The 18,634-nt window shown below is 74.3% G+C and carries 13 protein-coding genes and 3 pseudogenes; 3 read left to right on the forward strand and 13 right to left on the reverse strand.

What is annotated here, in order from left to right:
• The first annotated feature begins 363 nt into the window (after nucleotides 1–363).
• Complete coding sequence (locus VM636_RS07610) at nucleotides 364–594, forward strand: hypothetical protein (RefSeq protein WP_030422954.1); 231 nt, start codon at nucleotides 364–366, stop codon at nucleotides 592–594.
• A 480-nt stretch (nucleotides 595–1,074) separates the two neighbouring features.
• Here VM636_RS07610 and VM636_RS07615 read toward each other — a convergent pair.
• The 7 genes and pseudogenes from VM636_RS07615 to VM636_RS07645 all read right to left on the reverse strand — a co-directional run.
• A pseudogene (locus tag VM636_RS07615) lies at nucleotides 1,075–1,911 on the reverse strand (serine protease); the annotation flags it as partial.
• Nucleotides 1,912–2,134: 223 nt separating this feature from the next.
• Complete coding sequence (locus VM636_RS07620) at nucleotides 2,135–3,661, reverse strand: RNA polymerase sigma factor (RefSeq protein ID WP_030422956.1); 1,527 nt, start codon at nucleotides 3,659–3,661, stop codon at nucleotides 2,135–2,137.
• 445 nt (nucleotides 3,662–4,106) lie between these two features.
• A complete protein-coding gene (locus tag VM636_RS07625; RefSeq protein WP_078856254.1) occupies nucleotides 4,107–4,994 on the reverse strand; it encodes an FCD domain-containing protein in 888 nt (295 codons plus the stop codon).
• 160 nt (nucleotides 4,995–5,154) lie between these two features.
• The gene (locus VM636_RS07630; RefSeq protein WP_338484119.1) at nucleotides 5,155–7,191 is read right to left on the reverse strand and encodes an ABC transporter ATP-binding protein; all 2,037 of its coding nucleotides are present in this window, start codon (nucleotides 7,189–7,191) and stop codon (nucleotides 5,155–5,157) included.
• 154 nt (nucleotides 7,192–7,345) lie between these two features.
• Nucleotides 7,346–8,101 (reverse strand): NUDIX hydrolase, encoded by a 756-nt coding sequence (locus VM636_RS07635; RefSeq protein ID WP_030421254.1) that lies wholly within the window; start codon nucleotides 8,099–8,101, stop codon nucleotides 7,346–7,348.
• A gap of 423 nt (nucleotides 8,102–8,524) precedes the next feature.
• The gene (locus VM636_RS07640; RefSeq protein WP_338484121.1) at nucleotides 8,525–10,330 is read right to left on the reverse strand and encodes a DUF4192 domain-containing protein; all 1,806 of its coding nucleotides are present in this window, start codon (nucleotides 10,328–10,330) and stop codon (nucleotides 8,525–8,527) included.
• Between the two features lie 275 nt (nucleotides 10,331–10,605).
• The gene (locus VM636_RS07645; protein WP_030421252.1) at nucleotides 10,606–12,765 is read right to left on the reverse strand and encodes a RecQ family ATP-dependent DNA helicase; all 2,160 of its coding nucleotides are present in this window, start codon (nucleotides 12,763–12,765) and stop codon (nucleotides 10,606–10,608) included.
• 123 nt (nucleotides 12,766–12,888) lie between these two features.
• On the opposite strand from VM636_RS07645, the pseudogene VM636_RS07650 reads away from it, so the two are divergent.
• A pseudogene (locus tag VM636_RS07650) lies at nucleotides 12,889–13,169 on the forward strand (hypothetical protein); the annotation flags it as partial.
• Nucleotides 13,170–13,461: 292 nt separating this feature from the next.
• Here VM636_RS07650 and VM636_RS07655 read toward each other — a convergent pair.
• The 6 genes and pseudogenes from VM636_RS07655 to VM636_RS07680 all read right to left on the reverse strand — a co-directional run bounded on the left by VM636_RS07655 (nucleotide 13,462) and on the right by VM636_RS07680 (nucleotide 17,907).
• Nucleotides 13,462–14,073 carry a hypothetical protein gene (locus VM636_RS07655; protein ID WP_338484123.1) on the reverse strand — a complete coding sequence of 204 codons (612 nt, stop codon included), beginning with the start codon at nucleotides 14,071–14,073 and terminating at the stop codon, nucleotides 13,462–13,464.
• A 67-nt stretch (nucleotides 14,074–14,140) separates the two neighbouring features.
• Nucleotides 14,141–14,842 (reverse strand): ribonuclease HII, encoded by a 702-nt coding sequence (locus VM636_RS07660; RefSeq protein WP_030421250.1) that lies wholly within the window; start codon nucleotides 14,840–14,842, stop codon nucleotides 14,141–14,143.
• Nucleotides 14,843–14,934: 92 nt separating this feature from the next.
• Nucleotides 14,935–15,270, reverse strand: a pseudogene (locus VM636_RS07665) (TetR-like C-terminal domain-containing protein); the annotation flags it as partial.
• Between the two features lie 314 nt (nucleotides 15,271–15,584).
• Nucleotides 15,585–16,496, reverse strand: coding sequence for an ADP-ribosylglycohydrolase family protein (locus tag VM636_RS07670; RefSeq protein WP_030421248.1), 912 nt, complete (start codon nucleotides 16,494–16,496; stop codon nucleotides 15,585–15,587).
• A gap of 12 nt (nucleotides 16,497–16,508) precedes the next feature.
• A complete protein-coding gene (locus VM636_RS07675; RefSeq protein WP_030421247.1) occupies nucleotides 16,509–17,168 on the reverse strand; it encodes a histidine phosphatase family protein in 660 nt (219 codons plus the stop codon).
• 133 nt (nucleotides 17,169–17,301) lie between these two features.
• On the reverse strand, nucleotides 17,302–17,907 hold the full coding sequence (locus tag VM636_RS07680; RefSeq protein ID WP_078856029.1) for a YdbC family protein: 606 nt from the start codon (nucleotides 17,905–17,907) through the stop codon (nucleotides 17,302–17,304).
• A gap of 154 nt (nucleotides 17,908–18,061) precedes the next feature.
• On the opposite strand from VM636_RS07680, the gene VM636_RS07685 reads away from it, so the two are divergent.
• Nucleotides 18,062–18,595, forward strand: a complete 534-nt coding sequence (locus VM636_RS07685; RefSeq protein ID WP_338484127.1) for a TerD family protein — start codon at nucleotides 18,062–18,064, stop codon at nucleotides 18,593–18,595.
• Nucleotides 18,596–18,634: the final 39 nt, after the last annotated feature.

Consider the following 18,634-nt stretch of genomic DNA (forward strand, 5'->3'; position numbering starts at 1 on the left):
AGCCCTGGTAGAGCCGTTGTCACACCACCCTCGCCCGGAACCCACCCTAGTCCAGAGTCGCATACCTGTTCGATCCCCCGGGGGAGTGAAGTACACATCACGTTCCCTTCGAGGCATGAACCATTTAGGCTCCGGGCACGTCCTCATGAACACACCGGCAATCCAGCCGGCGGGACCCACACCGACCGACCGCGCGAAACCGTACGACACAGAGACACGCACTACGGCACATTCGCCGCCAACCGGCAGCAGCCAGCCCCACGGAAAAGATTTTTTCGAGGAAAAGCCCCGAGCGGGAACGTTTCGAGGCTGGTTGGATGTTGACCCTGGTACGACAGCTCGTCGAGCTAGAGAAGAGGCGACGTGACTACTGTTCTGACTTCCGCGAGCCCGCTGACGGCCGCTGACCGTTGCGACCGCTGCGGCGCCCAGGCGTATCTGCGCGTCGTCCTGCTGAGCGGCGGAGAACTGCTCTTCTGCGCCCACCACGGTCGCAAGTTCGAGCCGGAACTCAAGAAGATCGCCGCTGAGATACAGGACGAGACGGAGCGGCTGACGTCGACGTCGGCTCCCGCCCCCCAGGACGAGCGCTGATCTTCCGCGCCCCCACGACGAGCGAGCCGCCTCTGGCCTGACGGGCGGCCGCCTCTGGATCCCAGAGGCGGCCGCCCGTCACTCGTGTGCGTAGGCGCTCCAGGCCCGTCAGGCGCCCTGCCGCCGGGCCGGGGCAGCCTCGCTCGCGGCACCCGCTCCGGGAGCCGCGGAGGCGCCCTCGGGGCCGTTCGCGGGCGGGTTCGCGGGGACCTCGGCGGGCCGCCCGCCGGGAGCCCCCCCGTCCGGGTCCGAGGGGGCGTCCTCCCGCGGGGCGCCCGGAGCCGGCGTCGACAGGTCCGGGGGGACCGCCGCGGACGGCGGCGTGGCCGGGCCCGCGCCGGGAGCGGCGGGGCCGTTCGCCGGGGCGCCGGAGGCGCTGCCGGCGAGTGTGTCCGCCGGCCGCGTCGCGGTACCCGTCCCCTTGCCCGCCGCGTCCGGGGCGGTGTCCGAGGCTCCGTCGTCGGCCGCCTCCGAGGGCGTGTCCCAGCCCAGTGCGCGCAGGACCGCCGAGATCCGGGTGTACACGCCGGGACTGTCGGCGCGTCCGCAGCCGCTGCCCCAGGAGACCAGGCCGATGAGCCTGCCCCGGGCGACCAGCGGACCCCCGCTGTCCCCCTGGCAGGCGTCCCGCCCGCCGGCCTGGTCGCCGGCGCACAGCATCGTCCGGGCCTGGTAGCCGCCCCGGCCGTCGCCCGGGTAGGCCCGCTCGCACAGCGCGTCCGGCAGCACCCGCACCCGGGCCGCGCGCAGCCCGTTCGCGTAGTCCCCGGTGCCCGAGTCGTCGCCCCAGCCGTACACCAGCGCCGCCGTGTCCGGGGCGTAGGCGTCGTCGCCCTCGGCGGCCATCCCGATGGCCGATCCGGCGGGGAGGGCTTCGGACAGGGTCAGCAGGGCGAAGTCGCCGGAGTTGGTCGCGGGATCGTGGTCGGGGTTCACCCAGATGCGCCGTACCGGGATCTCGCGGCCCTTGCCGGAGAGCAGATCGGTGCGGCCCGCGATGACCTTCAGGTCCTTCACCCGCTCGGGCGAGGACCCGAGGACCTGGTCGCCCAGGCAGTGGGCCGCGGTGAGGACGGTGGTCCGTCCGACGGCCGCCGCCCCGCAGAACTGTCCGGCCCGCGTTCCGCCGAACCGGTCACGGCTGGAGAGGGCCACCGTCCACGGGCTGTCCGCGATGTCCACCGGGAACCCGCCGACGACGACGCCCTTGGCCGAGGCGGGTGCGGCGGAGGCCAGCGGTATCGCGGTCGCGGCGGCGGCCAGGACCAGTGGCCCGGCCAGGGGCCGGGCCAGTGCGCGAACGGGCAGACGGTACATGCGGGCTCCTCACTCCCGGGTGTCCAGCAAACACCCAGAGTGATCCACTTCGTCCCGCCTCGCACCCGCGCCGTGCCGTGTCCGGCCCCGCACGCGGCACGGCCCGGCTCCCCGCGAGGGGGAACCGGGCCGTGGCCGGAGCGTGGCCCGCGGTCCTGGGGTCTTTCGTCTGGATCAGGCCGGACCCCGCGAGCCGCGTCACCAACCTGTCCGGACAGCACACCTAGTCGAGGTAGTCGCGCAGGACCTGCGAACGCGAGGGGTGGCGCAGCTTCGACATGGTCTTCGACTCGATCTGGCGGATGCGCTCGCGCGTCACGCCGTAGACCTTGCCGATCTCGTCCAGGGTCTTCGGCTGGCCGTCGGTGAGGCCGAAGCGCATGGAGACGACGCCGGCCTCGCGCTCGGACAGGGTGTCGAGCACCGAGTGGAGCTGCTCCTGGAGGAGCGTGAAGCTGACGGCGTCGGCCGGCACGACCGCCTCGGAGTCCTCGATGAGGTCACCGAACTCGCTGTCACCGTCCTCGCCGAGCGGGGTGTGCAGGGAGATCGGCTCGCGCCCGTACTTCTGGACCTCGATGACCTTCTCGGGGGTCATGTCGAGTTCCTTGGCCAGCTCCTCCGGGGTGGGCTCGCGGCCCAGGTCCTGGAGCATCTGGCGCTGCACGCGGGCCAGCTTGTTGATGACCTCGACCATGTGCACCGGGATGCGGATGGTACGGGCCTGGTCGGCCATGGCGCGGGTGATCGCCTGCCGGATCCACCAGGTGGCGTACGTGGAGAACTTGTAACCCTTGGTGTAGTCGAACTTCTCCACCGCGCGGATCAGACCGAGGTTGCCCTCCTGGATGAGGTCCAGGAAGAGCATGCCGCGGCCGGTGTAGCGCTTGGCCAGGGAGACCACCAGGCGGAGGTTGGCCTCCAGGAGGTGGTTCTTGGCGCGGCGGCCGTCCTCGGCGATGATCTCCAGCTCGCGCTTGAGCTTGGGGGCGAGCTTGTCGGAGTTGGCCAGCTTGTCCTCGGCGAAGAGGCCCGCCTCGATGCGCTTGGCCAGCTCGACCTCCTGCTCGGCGTTGAGCAGGGGGACCTTGCCGATCTGCTTGAGGTAGTCCTTGACGGGGTCGGCGGTGGCGCCGGCCGCGGCGACCTGCTGCGCGGGGGCGTCGTCCTCGTCCTCGTCGGAGAGGACGAACCCGGCGTTCTCGGTGCCCTCGGGCTCCTCTGCGGCGGCCTTCGGCTCCTCGATCGCCTCGTCCTCGGGAAGGTCCGCCTCGTCCTTCTTGGCGGTCGCCTTCTTGGCCGCCGCCTTCTTGGCGGTGGTCTTCTTCGCCGCCGCCTTCTTGGCGGTCGTCTTCTTCGCAGCGGCCTTCTTGACCGGCGCCTCTTCCTCGGCGGCCTCGGCGGCGGGCGCTGCCGGAGCGGCGGGAGCGGCTGCCTTCCTGCTGGTCACCGCCTTGGCGACCGACTTGGTGGCGGTGCGCTTGGCGGGGCTCTTCGCTGCGACGCTCTTGCGGGTGCGCTTGGGCTCTGCGGCACTGACCATCAGCGTCACACCCTCTTCCTCGAGGATCTGGTTGAGGCTGCGCAGTACGTTCTTCCACTGAGTGGCCGGAATCTGGTCAGCTTCGAAGGCCCGACGCACGTCATCGCCGGCGATCTGCCCCTCAGCCTTTCCCCGCTCAATGAGCGCCATGACAGAGACGGACTCGGCGATCTCCGGCGGGAGCGTACGGGATGTGCTGGCCGACACGAACAACCTCTCGGAACGTTGGAAAACGGCTTCCGGCTCCGTTCGTGACGAACGGGAGCCGACCACCGGCTTGGGGATGGGCCGACGGCGCGGGCGGGGGCCGGGGAGAGGCACAGCGCCGTGAACGGCGTCCGTATTCCCTCCGCGACTGTCACCGCTTAAGTCATCGCGTGGCTCCCGCGAGCGTTACGCCCAATCCGCGTGGCCCGAGTCACACCCCGTAAGCATTCAAAACCTGTCATACGCGCACAGGCCCGGTCAGGTCAGGTCGACAGGGGGTTCCACCCTGGTCGCGCCGGGGGTACCCGGCCTCTCATCAGACCGTCGGACCCCGCGGAATCACGCCGGATTCCGCGGAGCCCGTCGGTGGCGGCGAACCAGCCGGACGCATCGCGGGAGGAGCCCGGCGGGTCCGGCCCGCACCGCGCTCGGCGGGACGGCCGGCTCAGTGCTCGCGGGGGGCGGGCACCACGCGTTCGACCTCGGGGTGGACGGTGAGAAGCTGCCGCATGGCCGCCTCGGCCGCGCCGCCGTCGCCGGCCGCGAGGGCGTCGACGATCCGGCCGTGCTGGAGCAGCGACGCCTCCGTCGGACGGTCACAGCCGGTGATCGGACTCCCGGACACCTGGAGGGCGGCGGAGACGATCCCGGACAGGTGTTCCAGCATGCGGTTGCCCGCGACCTGGATGAGCAGGGCGTGGAACTCGGAGTCGGCACGGGAAAAGGTGAGCGCGTCGCCCTGGTTCATGGCGTGACCCATGATCCCGACCATGTCGGACAGGCGCTGCTGGACGTCCTCGCGGCCGTGCCCGGCGGCGAGGCGCGCGGCCAGGGGCTCGATCGTCCAGCGCAGTTCGGTCAGCTCACGGCGCTGGTCGTCGCGCTGCGGGCCGAAGGCACGCCATTCGATGATGTCCGGGTCCAGGAGGTTCCAGTCGCTGACCGGACGCACCCGTGTGCCGACGTTCGGGCGGGCACTGACCAGGCCCTTGGCCTCCAGGACGCGCAGGGATTCGCGGACGACGGTACGGGAGACCTCGAAACGCTGGCCGATCTCCTCCGGCACCAGCGGGCGGTCGGCACCCAGGTCGCCCGAAACGATCATCTGGCCGAGCTGCTGGACGAGTTGCCCGTGCAGTCCGCGGCCGCGGTTGCCGGCGGTGCGGCGGCCGACGCGGCCCAGCTCGGGGTCCATCCCTTCCCAGGCGGGCATCCCCACGCGGTCGACGGGGGCCGTCTCGGCGTAGGGGTAGCGGTCGAGTTCGCCCGGGTTCGCGAGGCCGGAGTCGGCGGAGCGGGCGGCGGTCATCATGGTGTGCGCAAGGGTACTCACGCATCCTTTGTCGGCGTTGGCCCCAACTCCCTTGAGGGCTTTGGTGAAAAGCACACGAAAGGGTGATCGCTCACCCCGTCGCAATTGACGCCTTATCGGAAAGAAATGGGCGTTCCCCGGGGAGTTGCGCACAGGCTCGGACCGGAAGAGGGCGGACGGCTCACCGGGCCCTGCTCCGCAATGACATGACCAGATAGGCAGAGAGCAACATGGTCAGCGACAACAGCAGGGCGCTGCCCACGGGTTGGGCGATCATCCGCAGCACCTCGGCCACGTACCGGCCCCCGCCGAAGGGCCACTGGGTGAGCAGCACCTCGCGCACCCGCACCGGCAGTCCGGCGGCGCTCCGCACGGACGGCCCGTGCCAGACCCTCCGCACGAGCGGGACGACGAGGACCGGGACGGCGACCACCGCGGCGAGCCCGCCCGAGGTGGAGCGGAACAGCCCGGCGGCCAGCACCCCGGCCCACGCGCAGCCCACGACGAGGGCGAGCCAGGCCGCCCCCAGCGCGGGCCAGCCGGACGGGACGCCGCTCGGCTCCGGACCGTAGACGAGATACAGGAGTTCGGCGTCGCAGCCGACCGTGAGGACGGCGAGGACGACCGCGGCGAGGCCCGCGACGGCGAGTTTGGCGGCCAGCAGCCCCAGCCTGCGGGGCACGGTGCCCCGGTCCGCCGCCAGCGCGGGGTGACGGAACTCGTCGCCGAAGGCGAGCGCGCCGAGCAGCCCCGCGCCGAGGGCCGCGGGGGGCAGCGGAAGCTCCCGCGGCCACGCGGCGAGCAGGCGCGGCCGCGGGGTGTGGCCGACGCGGGCCAGGAGCACGGCGGTGACGGCGGAGACGAGCAGGACACCGGCCCCGACGAGGTAGCCGGTGCGGACACCGGTCACCCGGCGCAGTTCGTACCGCAGCGGCCGGAGCGGACTGGGGGCGGAACGGCGGGAGAGGGGAGGGGGGAGGGGGGAGGGGGCTCGCGAGGGACCGGACGTGGTAGGACCGGCGGGGGTGGTGGCAGTGGTGCGGGCCGGCGTGGCGGGGGCGGGGTCGGGGGCGCGGGTTTCCGGGGTGAGGGTTTCCGGGGTGGGAGTTTCCGGGGTGGGGTGCGCGGGCTTGGGGGGCTGCGCAGCCGGAGACCGGGCGCCCTGGGGGCCCGGTGAGGCGTCCGAGGCGCGCGGTGTAGACGAGGCGGATGCCGTGGTGGTCGAGGACGCCGTGGGCCCCGGGGCCAGGGGGGCGGAAGCGGTGGCCGGGACGGCGAGGCCGACGGTGGCGGGCTGCCGAGGACCGGGAGGTGCTGCGGGCCCCGTCGCGCCCCCTGCGCCGGGCCCCATGTCCCCGGTCTCGTCGGCAAGTTGGTGGACGAGGACGCCATGGCGGTAGGCGCTCTCGCCGATGTCGGCGCACGTACTGCCGTACACCGCGAGGCGGTTGCCGCTCTCCCGCACGACCTCGACCGAACGTCTCGCCGCCCGCGCCTCCTTGGTCAGGAGCGCGGCGAGCCGGGCGGCGTGCGGCGTACGCACCACCACCCGGGGACGCAGCCGGGTGCGGGAGAACTCCGCCACCTCCTGGTCGGCCGCGAGGCGGCCCCGGTCGAGGGTGACGACCCGGTCGGCCGCGCGTGCCGCCTCCTTGGGGTCGGCCGTGGCGAAGAGCACCGCGCCGCCGTCGTCGGCGTGGGCCCGCAGCGCTGCGTGCAGCCACCGGGCCTCGCGCGCGGACAGGGCGCCGGCCGGGTCGTCGAGCACCAGGGTGTGCGGATCGCCCAGCAGGGCGCAGGCCAGGCCGAGCCGGCGGTCCATGCCCCGGGAGAGGGTGCCGAGCCGCTGGTCGCGCAGGCCGTCGAGGCCGGCCGCCTCCAGCGCCTCGTCCCCGCGCCGGGCCGGCACGCCGGCGGCGGCGCACAGCATCCGGACATGGCCGCGGACGGTGCGCCCGGGATGCCCCGGCACATCGCCGAGCAGCACGCCCACCTCCCGCACCGGGTGGGCGATGCGGTGCAGTGGACGGCCCCTGAAGTGGGTGACGCCGCGCCCGGGTTGAAGTTCGAGCATGAGTCTGAGCGCCGTCGTCTTGCCGGCGCCCGATGCTCCGAGCAGCGCGGTGACGCGGCCCGCGCGCGCCTCGAAGGAGACGTCGTCGACCGCGGGCGGAAGCTCCTTGCGGGGGTTGCTGGTCAATCCGAAGACCTGGATCACCCGCAGCAAGATAGCGCGCTATATCGGATTTTTCGGTCACCGTACGCCGCTGGGAGCAGGGGCGGCGGGCCCCCGCTCCCTTCCGACCGGCCGTTCGCGTGCCGTCCGGGCACCTCGACGGTGGGCCGCTACGCGGGCCGGCCCGGACCCGGCGTCACACCTCGGGGCGCAGCATCGGCGGGTTGAGCAGGGTGGCGCCGCCGGCCCGGAAGAGCTGGGCCGGACGTCCGCCCTGCCGGGTGGTCGTCCCGCCGGTCGGGACGAGGAACCCCGGGGTGCCCGTCACCTTGCGGTGGAAGTTGCGCGGGTCGAGCGCCACGCTCCACACCGCCTCGTAGACGCGGCGCAGCTCGCCGACGGTGAACTCGGGCGGGCAGAACGCGGTCGCCAGCGACGAGTACTCGATCTTGGAGCGGGCCCGCTCGACCCCGTCCGCGAGGATGCGGCCGTGGTCGAAGGCGAGGGGCGCCGCCTGCTCCCCGTCCCGGCCGACGCCCTCCTCCAGCAGTTCCTCGACCGGCGCCCAGCGGGCGTTGCTGGCGTCGCCGCCGGCCCTCGGTGCCGGGAGGTCGGGGGCGAGGGCGAGGTGGGCGACGCTGACCACCCGCATCCGCGGATCGCGCTCCGGATCCCCGTAGGTGGCGAGCTGCTCCAGGTGGGCTCCGTGCTCCTGGGCGGGGGCGGCCGGATCGTGCACGCGCAGCCCCGTCTCCTCCGCCAGTTCCCGGGCCGCCGCCTGTGCCAGGTTCTCGTCGGCCCGGACGAATCCGCCGGGCAGGGCCCAGCGGCCCTGGAACGGAGGCTCGCCCCGGCGTACCGCCAGTGCGCACAGGGAGTGACGGCGCACGGTCAGCACGACCAGGTCCACGGTGACGGCGAAGGGCGGAAAGGCTGACGGGTCGTAGGGCATGCGGCGATCATAGTCGTCTGCCTGACGATAAACACGCCCTTCGCCGAGCCCCCCGGGCGGAGGCCGGACGCGGGCCCGGCGGGGTTCGTCCGGCCGCTCGCCCTCCTTCCGGCGCACGGCCCCGGACGAGGTCGTCTCCGCTCTCGCGCACCCCCCCCTTCCGACGGCTCGCGCAGGTCAGCCGGTCCCGGGTCACCGGCTGCCGCCGCCCTGCGCGAGGGGCGCGCGGTCGGCGCGCCGCGCCTCCGGGGACGGAGCGGGGGCCGCCGTCGGCTCGTGCCGGTCCCGCGCTCGGCCGCGCCGCCCAGACCGCTTCCACCCCCTCGCCGGGTGGGGAGGGACGGCGTGCGGCGCGCTCCCCCCGGGGCCAGGCCGCGGTGGTCGCGTGCCGGGGGCGGGGGCGGCGTCCACTCCGTCCGGCGGTCACTCAGCGCTTCCTCCCTCCCGTGCTCCCCCGGCGTGCGCCCCTCCGTGGCCGGTGGCCCACCGTCGGGTGACGTCCTGCCGCACCGCGCGTGCCCGCGCCCGGTTCATCCGGGTCTCACCGGGGCGTGTGCCGCCCACAGGGGTCCGGGGGCGGACCACCGCGGGACCCGGGGCACGGCCGTGCGCCCGCGCCGTCGCCCGCATCCTGGCCCGCGTCCGGGACCGGACACCGCCGGGGGAGGCGCCGGGGCGGACGAGGCCCCGGCGCCGGGAAGGGGTCCGTACGGCGGTCACCTCCTCGACCGGCTCACCCCGCTCCCCCTTCCGGGGGCCCGCGCCCCGCACCGCGGCGTCCGGGGCCCCGGCGTCTCCCTCCCCGTCGTCGTCACCGGAGCCGGTGCCGGGGCGCTCCGCGCCCGCCTCCGCCCGCGCCGGTCCGGCACCCCGCGCGTCCTCACCGGACTCCTCGGCATCCCCGGCCTCGCCGCTCTCCGCCTGCGCGCCTTCCAAGCCCCGGGCACTCCGCGTGCCCGGCGTGCCCTCCGCGCCTCCCGGTGTCCGGCGATCGCGTTCCGCGCGCAGGCAGCGGCGGACCGATTCCGGGTCCAGCCCCTCGTTGCACGCCCGGTGCAGGAGGCGGGCGAAGAGGTAGTCCGGGTCCGCGCCCAGGGCCATGGCGAAGGCTTCGCGGGCCTCCACCTCGTCCCCGGTGGACCAGGCGACCCAGCCGGCGAGGGCGAGGGTCGCCGCCGCGTGCTCGCCGTACGCTCCCGCGCAGCGGCGGGAGAGGGCCCGCCACAGGCGCAGGGCGGGTCCCGCGTCGGCGCCCTCCATCCACTCGGCGGCGCGGTCCCGGGTGGCCCGGTCCTGGAGGCCGAGGATGAGCACCGCCGCCTCCTCGTCGCTCAGCAGGGCGTCGTCGCGCGCGTCCTCCGCGGGTGCCCCGGGCACCGGCCCGGCGTCGGACAGCCGCCGCATGATCCGCTCCGCCAGTTCCAGGGTCTCGGCCTCCACCTCCGGGCGGCAGGCGTCGTCGAGGAGGCGGGTCACCAGGGTCAGGCCCGCCGCGTCCAGGGCGGCCTCCTGGCCTCGGGTCGCCGTCTCCTGGCGGGGCAGCAGCCTGGCGCGCAGCTCTCCCAGCGAACCGCGGACCTGGATGCCCGCGTAGGTGGCCGCTGCGGCGACCACGGACGTGCCCGGCAGCCCCAGGGGGGTCCCCTCGGGCGGGCAGCACTCCACGTCGTCGCAGCAGTAGGACCAGAAACGGCCCTCCGAGACGCACAGCGCCTCCACCACCGGCACGTCGAGGACCCCGCACGCCACCCGCAGCGCCTGGGCCAGCGGCCTCAGCCGGGTCATCACCTGCCGGCCCGACTCGCCCGGTGCCGGGTCCCGGCAGAGGAAGGCCACCATCTGCTCGGGCCGGACACCCCGCCGCTCACTGCCGGCGATCAGGCCGTGGGCCAACTGCCGCGCCGCGGCGGCCCAGTCGTCCTCGTCCGCCGGGATGCCGAGGCGGGCCCGGCCGCCGAAGCGGCCCCGGCCGTCCCGGTCGCGCAGGGCGGCCAGGACGATGCTGTCCTCGGGCCGGTATCCGAGCAGGTAGGGCAGCGCCTCGACCAGTTCGGCCGGGGTGCTCAGGGTGACCTGGGCCTCGTCGGGGAGGCCGCCGTGCGGGGCCGGCAGCGCAGCCGGCCCCGGCTTCCCGGGCGGCTCCTGCCTGGGGACGGCGGGGCCGGGCCGCGCGGTCCTGGCGGAGTCGGAGTGGTCGAAGGGACCCGTCGGTTCGCTGTGGTTCGTCATGCCCCGACGATCCCGCGAATCGGGAGATTCCGTTTCGACCTGTGGATAACTCTCATCAGGGACACATCACCCCGCCGGAAGCGGCTCCCGCTCCGTGAGTCCGCTTCTGCGCCGGGAGAGCATCCCTCCTCTACGAGACCGGCTCCCCTCAGGAGGCGGCCTCTCCCCCGTGAGCCGTCGCCCCTTCCCCTGTGAGGCCACCTCCTCCGCGTGAAGCCGTCCTTCCTCGTGACGCCGCCCCGCCCCGCGAGGCCACCCCCACCCCGGCGGCCCGCCTACCCCGCCGCGGCGAGGACCAGCGGCAGGACCTGTGCCGCGCCCGCGCGGCGGAGCAGCCGGGCGGCGACCGCCAGTGTCCAGCCGGAGTCGGTGAGGTCGTCCACGAGGAGCACCGGACCCGGGGTGCCGGCCAGGGCCTCGGCCATGTCCCCGGGGACGGCGAAGGCACCGGAGAGGGCCTTGAGGCGCTGGGCGGAGTTGCTGCGCCGCGCCGCGTGGGCGCCGTCCGGCCCCGTGTGGGCGAGGGTGCCGAGGAAGGGCAGGCGGCCCACGGAGGCGATCCCCTCGGCGAGGGAGCCGACCAGCCGCGGGCGGCTCAGCGAGGGCACCGCGACGACCCCGACGGGCCGGGTGGGGGCGTCGGGGGCGTCCGACGCCCAGCCCTGCGGCGAACGGGCCCAGTCGGCGAGCACCCCCACCGCGGCCCGCAGCACCTCGTCGGGGACGGCGGCGTCGGGCGCGTTGTCGGCCAGCAGCGGGCGCAGCCGGTTGCCCCAGCCGATGTCGGAGAGCCGGCCGAGCGCCCGCCCGGTGGAGCACTGCTCCCCCGCCGGGATGCGCCCCTTCAGTTCGACGCCGAGCGCGGGCATCCCGGTCGGCCACATCCGGCGCGGTTCGATCTCGACGCCCGGCCGGTCCAGTTCCTTCGCCGCGCCGGTCAGCGCCTCGGCGGAGACGGAGGGATCCGCCCAGGCGCCGGCGCAGTTGTCGCAGCGCCCGCAGGGGACGGCGCCCTCGTCGTCGAGCTGGCGGCGCAGGAACTCCATCCGGCACCCGGACGTGCCCACGTAGTCGCGCATCGCCTGCTGCTCGGCCGCGCGCTGCCGCGCCACCCAGGCGTAGCGCTCGGCGTCGTAGGACCAGGGGACGCCGGTGGCGGTCCAGCCGCCCTTGACACGCCGGACCGCGCCGTCGACGTCGAGGACCTTGAGCATGGTCTCCAGGCGGCTGCGGCGGAGGTCGACGGACGCCTCCAGGGCCGGCACGGAGAGCGGCCGGCCGGCGTCGGTGAGGGCCGCCAGGGTCTGCCGTACCTGCGCCTCGGGCGGGAAGGCGGTGTCGGCGAAGTAGCGCCAGATCGCCTCGTCCTCCTTGCCCGGCAGCAGCAGGACGTCGGCGTGTTCGACGCCGCGGCCCGCCCGTCCCACCTGCTGGTAGTAGGCGATCGGCGAGGACGGCGAGCCGAGGTGGACCACGAATCCGAGGTCCGGCTTGTCGAAGCCCATGCCCAGCGCCGAGGTGGCGACGAGTGCCTTGACCCGGTTCTCCAGCAGGTCGGACTCGGCCTGGAGCCGGTCGGCGTTCTCGGTGCGCCCGGTGTACGAGGACACGCGGAAGCCGCGCTGCCGCAGGTAGGCGGTGGCCTCCTCGGCCGCGGCCACGGTGAGGGCGTAGACGATCCCCGAGCCCGGCAGTTCGTCCAGGTGCTCGGCGAGCCAGCCCAGCCGGTGCGCGGCGTCCGGCAGCCGGACGACGCCGAGCCGCAGGCTCTCCCGGTCGAGCGGGCCGCGCAGCACCAGCGCCTCGCCGCCGCCGGTGCCGAGCTGTTCGGCGACGTCGGCCGTGACCCGCGCGTTGGCGGTCGCGGTGGTCGCCAGGACGGGCACCCCGGCGGGCAGTTCGGCCAGCATCGAGCGCAGCCGGCGGTAGTCGGGGCGGAAGTCGTGGCCCCAGTCGGAGATGCAGTGCGCCTCGTCCACCACGAGCAGGCCGGTGGTGGCGGCGAGGCGGGGCAGGAGCTGGTCGCGGAAGTCCACCGAGTTGAGGCGTTCGGGGCTGACCAGGAGCACGTCGGTCTCGCCGCGCTCGACCTCCTCGTGGATGGCCGCCCATTCCTCGGGGTTGGCCGAGTTGATCGTGCGGGCCCGGATGCCGGCCCGTGCCGCCGACTCGACCTGGTTGCGCATCAGGGCCAGCAGCGGCGAGACGATCACGGTGGGACCGGCTCCGCGGCGGCGCAGCAGGGCGGTGGCGACGAAGTAGACCGCCGACTTGCCCCAGCCGGTGCGCTGCACGACCAGCGCGCGGCGGCGTTCGCGCACGAGGGCGGCGACGGCGTGCCACTGGTCCTCCCGCAGCCTCGCGGTCCCGCTGGGGGCGCCTACCAGGTCGGAGAGGAGGGCATCGGCTTCGGCGCGGAGTTCCGGATCGTCCATGCCCCCATGCAACCCGACGGGGACGACGGTCGGCCACCCGGCCGTGCGTGACCCTGCCCTCACGGGTGTCGCGGTACGGGAGGCCGGCCCCGGGCGGCACGGCGCGTCCCCCCGGCGTGCGCCGCGCGCCGGACGGAGGAGGACGGCACGTGGATGCGGGGGCCGCGGGACGCGTGCACGCCGCACGGCCCGCGCTGCGGGGCTGCGGGGCTGCGGGGCTGCGGGGCTGCGGGGCTGCGGGGCTGCGGCACGCTGACCCGGGACGGCCGGCACGTCACGGGCGGGGCACGCGGCGGACGCCGTCCCCGCGCGCTCTCCGCACGCGGTCCCCGGCCACGGCGGAAGCGCCGCCCCCGCGCACCGGCGGGACGGCCACGGACGGCCCGCGCCGCGCGACGGCCCGCCGACCGGGCGGGACCCGCACACCGGGCCCACCGGAGCCCGGCGACACGACGGCCTCACCCCGTCGGGCCCACCACGCCCGTCGGTCCGGTCCTCGACGGACCTCACATCCGGTACGGCGCGCGCCCGTTGCGACGACGGCGAACCGGAGCCCTGTCCGACGTGGACCGTCCTCCCCCGCGAAGACGGACGCCCGCCGGCCGGGACGCCGTACGGTGCGCCGTGTCCACACGGGCGCGGCGCGGACACGGCGGTCCCGGATGTCCCGGGGTCCGCCGGACGCGACGCGACCGCTCAGACGCCGGCGCCCAGCGCCGATTCGATCAGCTTCGGGTCACCGCAGACGATCAGCAGGGCACCTGCCCGGGACCGGGCCACCGACAGCGCGGTGGCGGCGGCTTCGGGTCCTCCGTTGAGCACCACGACCGCCACGGGGCGCGCTCCGGCGCGCTCGGCGACGGCGGCGTCCGCGTAGAAGACGTCGTCGCCCGCGTCGTGCTGCGCCCAGTAGGACGCGTCACCGAAGGACAGTTCGTGGGCGGCCCACGGATGCGGGGTACCGGTGGTGATCACCAGCACGTCGCCGGGGGCGCGGCCGGATTCCAGCAGGAGGTCCACGGCCTCCTCGGCGGCGTCGAGCGCGCCCTCGGGCGCGGCCGGGATCACCTGGGTCTGGGGGCCCTTCGGGGCGGCGGCGCCCGGTCCGGGCTTGGCGGCCGCGTCACGCTGGGCGCGCTGCGCCGACGGGGCCGGCCGCGGGGGACCGGGGCGGCCGGGCCGCGGCGGAGCCACGGGACGGGGGCCGGGTACGGGACGGGGGGTCGGCGCGGTACGGCCGCTGGCCGGAGTGGCGCGGGGACCCTGGGCCTTCTCGTAAATCTGGGGCTCCTCGGGAATGAGAGGCATGGGCTGATTTTTATCAAACACGGGTGCGGCTCGCATCGGCGGGTGCGCGTTGACGCGAGCGGAAGCGTCAGAAGTCGAAGCCGAGTTGGCCCTCGACCTCCAGGGCGCTTCCGTCCGTCCCGCTGCGGACCTTCTTGAGGTGCCGCCACTGGGGCAGCGCATCAAGATACGCCCACGACAAACGGTGGTGTGGGGTGGGCCCCCACTCGGCCAGCGCGGCCTTGTGCACGGGCGACGGATACCCGGCGTTGTCCGCGAAACCGAAGTCTGCGTGCGCGGTGCCCAGTTCGGCCATCATGGCGTCACGCTGGACCTTGGCGATCACCGACGCCGCGGCGACCGCCACGCACGACTGGTCGCCCTTGATCACCGTACGGACCTTCCAGGGCAGGCCGAGGTAGTCGTGCTTGCCGTCGAGGATCACGGCGTCGGGACGCACCGGGAGCATCTCCAGGGCACGTACCGCGGCCAGTCGCAGCGCCGCCGTCATGCCCAGGGAGTCGATCTCCTCCGGAGAGGAGTGTCCCAGGGCGTAGGAGGTCACCCACGTCCGCAACTCCTCGGCCAGTTCGGTGCGCCGCTTGAGCGTGAGCAGCTTGGAGTCGGTGAGACCCGCCGGGGCCCGGCGCAGTCCGGTGACGGCCGCGCAGACGGTGACCGGTCCGGCCCAGGCTCCGCGCCCCACCTCGTCGACACCGGCGATGACCTTGGCTCCGGTCGTGGCGCGAAGGGAGCGCTCGACGGTGTGGGTAGGCGGTTCGTACGGCATGGCGTCCTTAGCGTACGCCGCCTCCGTACGCCCGCGACACCCCGCCTCCCCGAATCGGTTCCCGATGGTTATCACCGGCGTCGGAGCCGGTTTCAGGAGCCGGCGGGACGCAGCAGCGGGACCATCAACCGGTCGAGCATCTCCTCGACCTCGCGGTCGCTCCATTCGCTTCCACAAATCTTCGACCGGTACATCAGCATGGCCGGAATGGCGTCGTAGACATAGTCGTCGGCCGCGTCCTCGCGCACCTCTCCGCGCTCGATGCCGCGGCTGATGATCTGGTGGAGCATGGCGACGGTCGGCTGGACGACCCCCTCGACGATCACCGAACGGAAGTGCTCCGCCTCGGTGTTGTCGCATTCGTGAATGACCGCGCGCAAGGCGCACCCCGAGCGGGAGAACATCGCGTCGCGCGGCCGCCGGCCGCACCGGCAGCCACCGGTCCCGCCCGCCGTCCCGGCGCGCGGGGCCGACAGGGGAGGGCACCGCTCCCGCCACCACGAACGCCCATACGACCGGTACGGCGGCCACGACCGCGGCCACCACGACGAGCGGACCCGTGGTCACGACGCCTACCCCGCCCAGCCCACGACCGACCCCCGGGCACAGCCCACCCCCTCACGACACCCCTCCCGCGCGGGGGCTCACCGCCCCGCACGGCCGACGTCAGGAAAACGGGCGGACGTCACACAGAGTTCCCACGCCGCACGGAAAGTGACGGGCCTTGAGCCGGCGGCCGGCGTCACACGGGGAGGCCCATCCACGCCGGCAGATCCTCGGTGCGCTCCGCCCACGCGCGGGGCGGAGCGCCCGCCGGGCCGCCGGACGCGACGACTCCGCCGACGATGGCGCAGGTCGTGTCCACGTCCCCGCCCGCCTGGGCAGTGGCCCAGAACGCGCGCGTGTAGTCGTCGAGGGACCGCGCGGCGGACCACAGGGCGAAGGGCACCGTGTCGTGGGCGGTCGTCCGCCGGCCGCAGCCCAGAACGGCGGCGACCGTGGCCGTGTCCCCGTAGTCGAGCATGTCGCGCGCGCGGCGCAGCCCGGCGCCGACCGCGCTCTTCTTCGGCACCAGCGAGATCACCCCGTCGAGCAGCGCCGGCCCGGTGGGCGGGCCACCGGGGGCGGCGGCCAGCGCGGCGGCGGCGGCGACCGCCATGGCGCCGACCACCGCCTCGCGGTGCTGGTGGGTGGGGTAGGCCGAGATCTCCGCCTGGTGGGTCGCCTGCTCCGGATCGTCCGCGTACCAGGCGCCCAGGGGCGCGATGCGCATCGCGGCGCCGTTGCCCCAGGAGCCCTGGCCGTCGAAGAGCGCGGCGGCCAGTTCCTTCCAGTCGCCGCCCTCCCTGACCCGCCGCAGCAACCGGTCGACCGCGGGGCCGTACCCCCGGTCGACGTCGTGGTGCGCGGCGAAGGAGTGCGCCAGCGCGTCCTGGTCGATGCGTTCGTGGGCCGCGAGGACCGCGACCACGGAGGCGGCCATCTCCGTGTCGTCCGTCCACTGCCAGGGGCCGGAGGGCAACTCGCGGCGCTTCAGCAGGGGGTAGTTCGAGGGGACGAAGAACCGCGAGCCGAGCGCGTCGCCCACCGACAGTCCGCGCAGGCTGGCCAGGGCGCGGTCCAGGCGCCCTTCGGAAGAGGATTGACCGGTCATCGCCCTGCCACTCTATCCGGTGATCCCGTACGGTTCCGGATCTCGCCAGCGTTCGAAAGGCCGGTCGAGGGTGTACCTGCCGTCCTCCCCGAGAACGAGCATCCGCATCTCCGCGTTCCCGGGGTTCGACAGCGACTCGAACTCCGCGACCGTCCAGTGGAACCACCGCATGCAGAACAGCCGCATGGCCAGTCCGTGGGTGACCAGGAGGACGTTCGGCGGGTGGTCGGGCTCCTCGAAACTGCGGAACAGGCTCTCCAGGAAGCCGCCGACCCGGTCGTAGACGTCGGCGCCGGACTCGCCCTGGGCGAAGCGGTAGAAGAAGTGACCGTAGGCGTCGCGGTACGACTTCTGCACGAGCACCTCCTCCCGGTTCTGGAGGTTGCCCCAGTCCTGCTCGCGCAGCCGGGGCTCCTCCCGTACACGTATGAGACGGGGGTCGAGGTCGAAGGCGCGCAGCGTCTGGTGCGTGCGGCGGTACGGGGAGACGTACACGCTGACGCGTTCGCGGCCGAACACCTCGTGCAGCCTCCTGCCCGTCTCCTCCGCCTGGGCCCAGCCCCGCTCGGTGAGGGCGAGTGCGTGGTCGGGGACCCGCTCGTACACGGAGTCATCGACGTTGCCCGTCGACTCCCCGTGCCGGACGAGAACGATGCGCCGTGGTCGTGCCATGTCTGCACCCTAGAGCGAGACGCACGAAACGTCTCGGTCGTACCGTCCCGGTACGTCGTGGGTCACACCATCCCCGCACGTCGGCGGCGGTCCGGACGTCCGGGGCGCCCCCGGGCGGCGGCCCGCCGCGCGGTCACACGGTCCAGGACGGTTCCAGTTGGACGATGTCGCCGGTGAGGGCCGCGATGTCGGCCTCGGTCTGGGCGCGCAGCGCGAGCCGCTCGATCCGCTCGGTGCGGTACTTGCCGTGCTCGGCGGCCGACTGCCACATGGACAGGACGAGGTACTCGTTGCCCGGGGCCTCGCCGAACAGGCCGCGGATCATGCCGGGCGAGCCGGCCATGGCCGGGTTCCAGACCTTCTCCTGCATCAGGACGTAGTGCTCGGCCCGTTCCTCGTGGACCCGGGCGAGCGCCACCCGCAGCAGGTCGGCGTCGGTGAACCGGGGCTCGAAGCCGGTCTTCACGTCGAACCGGTGGTCGAAGAGCCGGACCTCGCCGTCCGTGAACGTGCCGGCCTGGGACGCGGCGAGACGGTCGTGGGACCGCGCCATGAAGGAGTCGTAGAAGGTGCGGCTCTCCCAGAAGGCGAAGACGTGCGCCACGTCCGGCCGTGCCCTGCTCCACCCTCCCCCCTGCCCGCGAAACCCCGGCTCCCCCGGGAGCCCCGCCCATTTCCGCTGCCCCCGCTCGAACCCCCGTCGGTCCACCACGGTGCAGCGTGTCCACTTGACCAGCACCGCGCCATGGTAAGGCCAGGGAGCGCGCCACCGGTGGCCCTCGGACCAGCCACTCTTCCCCGACCCCCCTCCCCTACGTGGCAGGATGGACAACCGGCCGTCACTGCCGGGCAGTTGGGTGGACTCGCAGGGCGGGAACCGGAAGGGGAAGTCTGTGAACGGCCTCAGCAAGGGAATCCGCAAGGTCGAGGTCGCGCTGCGGTGGGACCCGTCCCCCGCGGGCCGGCCGCCCGCCGATCTGGACCTCGTCGCCGGGACCTACCCGGCGGCCGATCCGTACGGCGCTCCCTCGTACCTGGTGCACTTCGACAGCCGTTCGCCCGACGGCACGATCCTGCTCGACCGGGACAGCCAGGACGGCAAGGGCTTCGGCGACGACGAGGTCATGACGCTGGAGCTGGAGCGGCTCGGCTCGGAGTACCGGCGGGTGGTGGTCGGCGTCGCGATCCAGCAGCGCTCGGGGCACCTGCCGTTCGGCGCCGTGGCCCGGCCGGGGCTGCGCGTCCGGGAGGGGTACACGGTACTGGCCGAGGACGACTTCGGCGGCGTGCCCGAGGCGCTGGCCGCGACGGTCGCCGAGTTCGTCCGGGACGAGTCGGGGGCGTGGCAGTTCCGCGCCGGTGTCCACGGCTTCGACGGCGATCCGGCCTCGTTCACCCGCGTCATGGGCGCGCGGCTCGGGGACTGACGGGTCCGGGCACACGGGAGAGGGGCACCGGCGCCGGCC

The sequence above is a fragment of the Streptomyces sp. SCSIO 75703 genome (genome assembly GCF_036607905.1).
In the GTDB taxonomy this organism is placed as follows: Bacteria; Actinomycetota; Actinomycetes; order Streptomycetales; family Streptomycetaceae; genus Streptomyces.

Bases quoted from the DNA above. Each gene is read 5' to 3' on its own strand.
- VM636_RS07655 (WP_338484123.1), bottom strand. From the start codon at position 14,073: ATGCCTCTCATTCCCGAGGAGCCCCAGATTTACGAGAAGGCCCAGGGT.
- VM636_RS07645 (WP_030421252.1), bottom strand. From the start codon at position 12,765: ATGGACGATCCGGAACTCCGCGCCGAAGCCGATGCCCTCCTCTCCGAC.
- VM636_RS07675 (WP_030421247.1), bottom strand. From the start codon at position 17,168: ATGGCACGACCACGGCGCATCGTTCTCGTCCGGCACGGGGAGTCGACG.
- VM636_RS07660 (WP_030421250.1), bottom strand. From the start codon at position 14,842: ATGCCGTACGAACCGCCTACCCACACCGTCGAGCGCTCCCTTCGCGCC.
- VM636_RS07635 (WP_030421254.1), bottom strand. From the start codon at position 8,101: ATGCCCTACGACCCGTCAGCCTTTCCGCCCTTCGCCGTCACCGTGGAC.
- VM636_RS07670 (WP_030421248.1), bottom strand. From the start codon at position 16,496: ATGACCGGTCAATCCTCTTCCGAAGGGCGCCTGGACCGCGCCCTGGCC.
- VM636_RS07640 (WP_338484121.1), bottom strand. From the start codon at position 10,330: ATGACGAACCACAGCGAACCGACGGGTCCCTTCGACCACTCCGACTCC.